The organism is Frankia sp. CcWB3 (genome assembly GCF_977927595.1).
Genome location: NZ_CDWRCK010000323.1, coordinates 1 through 3,992 on the forward strand (window position 1 = coordinate 1; position 3,992 = coordinate 3,992).

At 70.5% G+C, this 3,992-nt stretch carries 3 protein-coding genes; all 3 read left to right on the plus strand.

Features of this window, described 5'->3' with window-relative positions:
* Nucleotides 1-100: 100 nt before the first annotated feature.
* Entirely contained in the window at nt 101-1,642 is a 1,542-nt protein-coding gene (locus tag ACY5KJ_RS18390) for a hypothetical protein (RefSeq protein WP_462188665.1), read from the plus strand.
* Between the two features lie 208 nt (nt 1,643-1,850).
* Complete coding sequence (locus ACY5KJ_RS18395; RefSeq protein ID WP_462188666.1) at nt 1,851-3,014, plus strand: TAXI family TRAP transporter solute-binding subunit; 1,164 nt, start codon at nt 1,851-1,853, stop codon at nt 3,012-3,014.
* Nucleotides 3,015-3,098: 84 nt separating this feature from the next.
* Nucleotides 3,099-3,992 (plus strand): serine/threonine-protein kinase (locus ACY5KJ_RS18400; protein WP_462203946.1); only part of this gene is annotated, 894 nt, incomplete at its 3' end.

A 3,992-nucleotide genomic window follows, 5' to 3' on the forward strand; every position in this document is an offset into this window, starting at 1 on the left:
ACAGAGCTAGACGCCGCACGCGCTCGCCGACGGGCTCAACCCGTTCCTGACGCACCACATCAACGTCCCCGACGGGGCCGACGTCCTGTGGAGCACACCCGTGCTCCTACTGGGCGCGCTGGCCGCACCGATCACGCTGCTGGGCGGCCCCGTGACCACGCTGACGGTGCTGCTGACCCTGGCGCCCGTGATCAGCGGATTCGCCCTGTTCTGGGTGCTGCGCCGATGGGTACGCCCGGGACCGGCGGCGCTGGCCGGCCTGCTGTACGGCTTCGGACCGTACATGATCGGCGCGTCCTACGGTCATCTGCATCTGACCTTCGCACCGTTCCCGCCGGTTCTCCTGCTACTCCTCGACGATCTCGTGGTCCGCGGGCGGGGGCCGCGGCGCACCGGCGTCCTGCTCGGTCTGGCGATCACCGCCCAGGCGCTGATCGGCGAGGAGCTGCTCGCCACATCCGCGCTGGCAGCCACGTTCGGTCTTGTGATCCTCGCCGTACATCATCGCGATCGGATCCGATCGCGGCTACGACCGGCCCTGACCGGCCTCGCCACGGCCGGCGGAGTCGCCGCGGCCGCGCTCGCCTGGCCGCTGGGCACCCAGTTCCTGGGTGCCCAGCGGATCCACGGCTCGATCCAACCCGATGGAATCGCCGTGACGGATCTGCTGACCTTCGTCACGCCGACGCCGATGCAGGCCGTCGCCCCGGACGACGCGCTGCGCCACAGCCTCGGTTTCACGGGGAACGCGGTCGAGGTCAGCGGTTATCTGGGCGCTCCACTGATCGTCCTGATCATCGTGGTCGTCATGGTCGTCGTCACGACGGGTGGTGCGCGCCGGCCTCCGCTGGTCGGGGTGTTCGCTCCCCTCGGCGTGGTCATGGCCGTGCTCTCCCTCGGCGGTCACCTGCATGTCGACGGCCGGGACACCGGCGTTCCCCTCCCGTGGCTGCCCCTTCAGCACGTGCCGGTGCTCGGGAACGCGTTGCCCTCCCGCCTGGCGTTATACGTGATGATGTGCGCGGCCATCGTGGTGGCGACCGGGCTCGACCGGCTGCCGTCGAACCGGACGGCGCCCGCCGACCTGGACCCCGGACGGGGGATCCCCGCTCGGGCCCGGACCAGGACCGTCCGGGTGGGAGCCGGCGTGCTGACACTCTCTGCCCTGGTGGCACTCGTCCCCGCCCCGATGCTCACCACGTCGATGACGACGCCCGCGTTCTTCACTGGTGACGGGGTGACCCTGATTCCGGAGGGTGCCACCGCACTCGTCGTCCCCTTTCCCCATCCCCAGAACGCCGAGGCCATGCTGTGGCAAGCCAGGGCGAACTTCCGGTTCGTCATCCCCGGCTGCTACTGCACCGTCCCCGGGCCCGACGGCCGGGCGGCGTTGCACAGCCCGCCGGACGCGCTGACGTCCGCCCTCATCGACATCGACAACGGCGCGACGACCGCCGCTGCCATGTCGGGATCGCCGCGGCTCCGGGCGGCCTACAAACGGCTGGCCCCGGACGCCGTCGTGCTGGGACCGGCGCGACGGACCGCCGAGCTACGCACGCTGCTGCGCGAACTCGTCGGCGTGGCTCCCCGCCGCGTCGGCGGAGTCGACCTGTGGCTCCCAGGCCGGGAAGCCGGACGTTGACCTCGCCACCGGTGACCCCGTGTCGTCCACCGGACAAGCCCGAAGGCCCGCAGGGAATCGCACCCCGGAAGCGTTTCCGAGAAGCTGGCAGCCGGGCGCTTTACCACCGCACCCCGGCCGTGAACCTGCTCTGCCGATTCCTCTACGATTTCCCGCATTCCGCGACCATGGTCGTCAGTGATCCACATCCCAGAGCGGAGGATGCGCGGTGTCGACGGACCAACCGGCCGGGTCCCGGCCGGAAAGGCTGACCCGACGGCAACGCCTCACCGTGGTGATCGGTGTGGTTCTCGCCGTCGCCGTCGTCACTTCGGTCGTTGCCACGTCCGATCGTTCCAGGGCGGCCGCCTGGCCGCCGGCGGGCCGATCCGCCTGTGCTTCGGTACAGATCTTCACCGGCAACGTCGGGTCACCCTATAATCAGTTTGCCCGGGTACTGCGGACCCGGTTGCAAGCCGCCCCGGAACACTTCGACGTGGACGTCGTGGAAACAGCGGGTTCCACGGAGAACATCTATGACCTGGAATCACCCGACAGCCGCGTCTGCGGGTTGGCGATCGCGCAGCTCAACACGACGGTCGACGCGGCGGAGGGGGTCAACCAGTTCGATCCGAACCGCGGTGGCCACCCGGTGGCGGGTCTGCGCACCCTCGGCCCCATCCATCAGGACCTGCTGCACGTGATCGTGCGCGGCCCCACCAGCAGGTCGGATGACGTCGACATCACCCGCTTCGCCGATCTCTGCCATCGACCCATCGCCGCCGGCCGGCCGGGATCGGGGGTCCGGCAGATCAGCGAGGTGCTCCTGCGGGTGGCCCTGTCCGAGGACTGCCGCGGCGAGCTGGACGAATCCTCCATCGACGAGGCCCTGCGCCGCCTGTCCGCCGGGAAGGTGGACGCGGTGGTCTGGGCGGGCGAAGCCGGAACCCGGCAGATCAAGAACGCCATCGCCGGTGGCGCCCGGCTGCGCCTGCTCGACCTGTCCAGCTACCAGGACGGCATCACCGCCGACTGGGACCAGTTCTACCGGTCCCGCGGGCACTTCTTCGCCGGGCCGGTCTTCGGCACCGGAAGCCTCGGGCCCGACGACTACCGGGAGATCCCGCCGGTCCGGACCGTCACAATCCCCAACGGCCTGCTCGCCCATGCGGACGCCGATCCGGTACTGGTCAGGCGGGCGACCGCCGAACTGTTCCGGGATCCGCAGGACTACGCAGAGGCGCTGTGGGGCGACAACCCCGGGGGACGGACGGTCCCGGACGCGCTGTCCGTCTACGAAGGACCGCTTTTCTGCTATATACCGTTGCATCGGGCCGCCACGGAATACTACGTTCAGAGATTCCGACGCCCACCGGGCTGTGGTGCGACGTGACAGCGCCACCAACGTGACAGCGCCGCCAAAGGCAGCGCCGCCGGGGACAGTGCTGCCGGGGACAGGGACGCTCGAGGACCAGCCGTGCTAAGACCACTGAACGACACCGACCCGCGGGTGATAGGGCCCTATCGCCTGCACAATCGCATCGGCGCCGGCGGCATGGGCGTTGTTTACCTGGGATTCGGGCCGGACGACCAGCCCGTCGCGGTAAAGGTGCCGCACGAGGTGCATGCCAGTGACCCCGAGTGCCGTGCCCGCTTCCGTTCCGAGGTCTCGGCTGCCCGGGACGTGCAGGCCGACACCGTCGCCCGGGTGATCAGGGCCGAGGTGGACGGGCCGAAGCCCTGGCTCGCGACCGAATACGTGGCGGGCCCCACCCTGCACGCCGCCGTCCAGGAGAGCGGCCCGCTCACGGGCCGCTCTCTGGATGGGCTCGCGATCGGTCTCGCCACGGCCCTCGAGGCGATCCACACCGCCGGCGTGGTGCATCGCGACCTCAAACCGGCGAACATCGTGATGTCCTGGGCCAGTCCCAAGGTCATCGACTTCGGGGTGGCCCGGTCGGCCGACTACACCGGCTACACCCAGGCGGGCGAACTCGTCGGGACCGTGGCCTGGATGGCCCCCGAGCAGATCAACGGCCAGCAGGCGGGATCGGCCGCGGACGTCTTCGCCTGGGGATGCTGCGTGGTCTTCGCCGCGACTGGGCGACGTCCCTTCCGCGGCGAGGCGCCGGAGATCGTGGCACTGCACATCAGCTCGACCGAGCCGGAGCTCGACGGCGTGCCCGAGCGGCTGCTCGGTCCCGTTCGCCGCGCCCTGACGAAGAACCCCGGGCACCGGCCCTCCGCCGGCGAGCTCGTCCGCCTGCTCACCCAGCGGCTCTCCCCCAGGGAGACGGCCGACGCCAGCAACGGCGTCCCCCCGGTCACGGCCGCGGAACCGAACCGCGAGCAGACCCGGCCGACCCCGAAT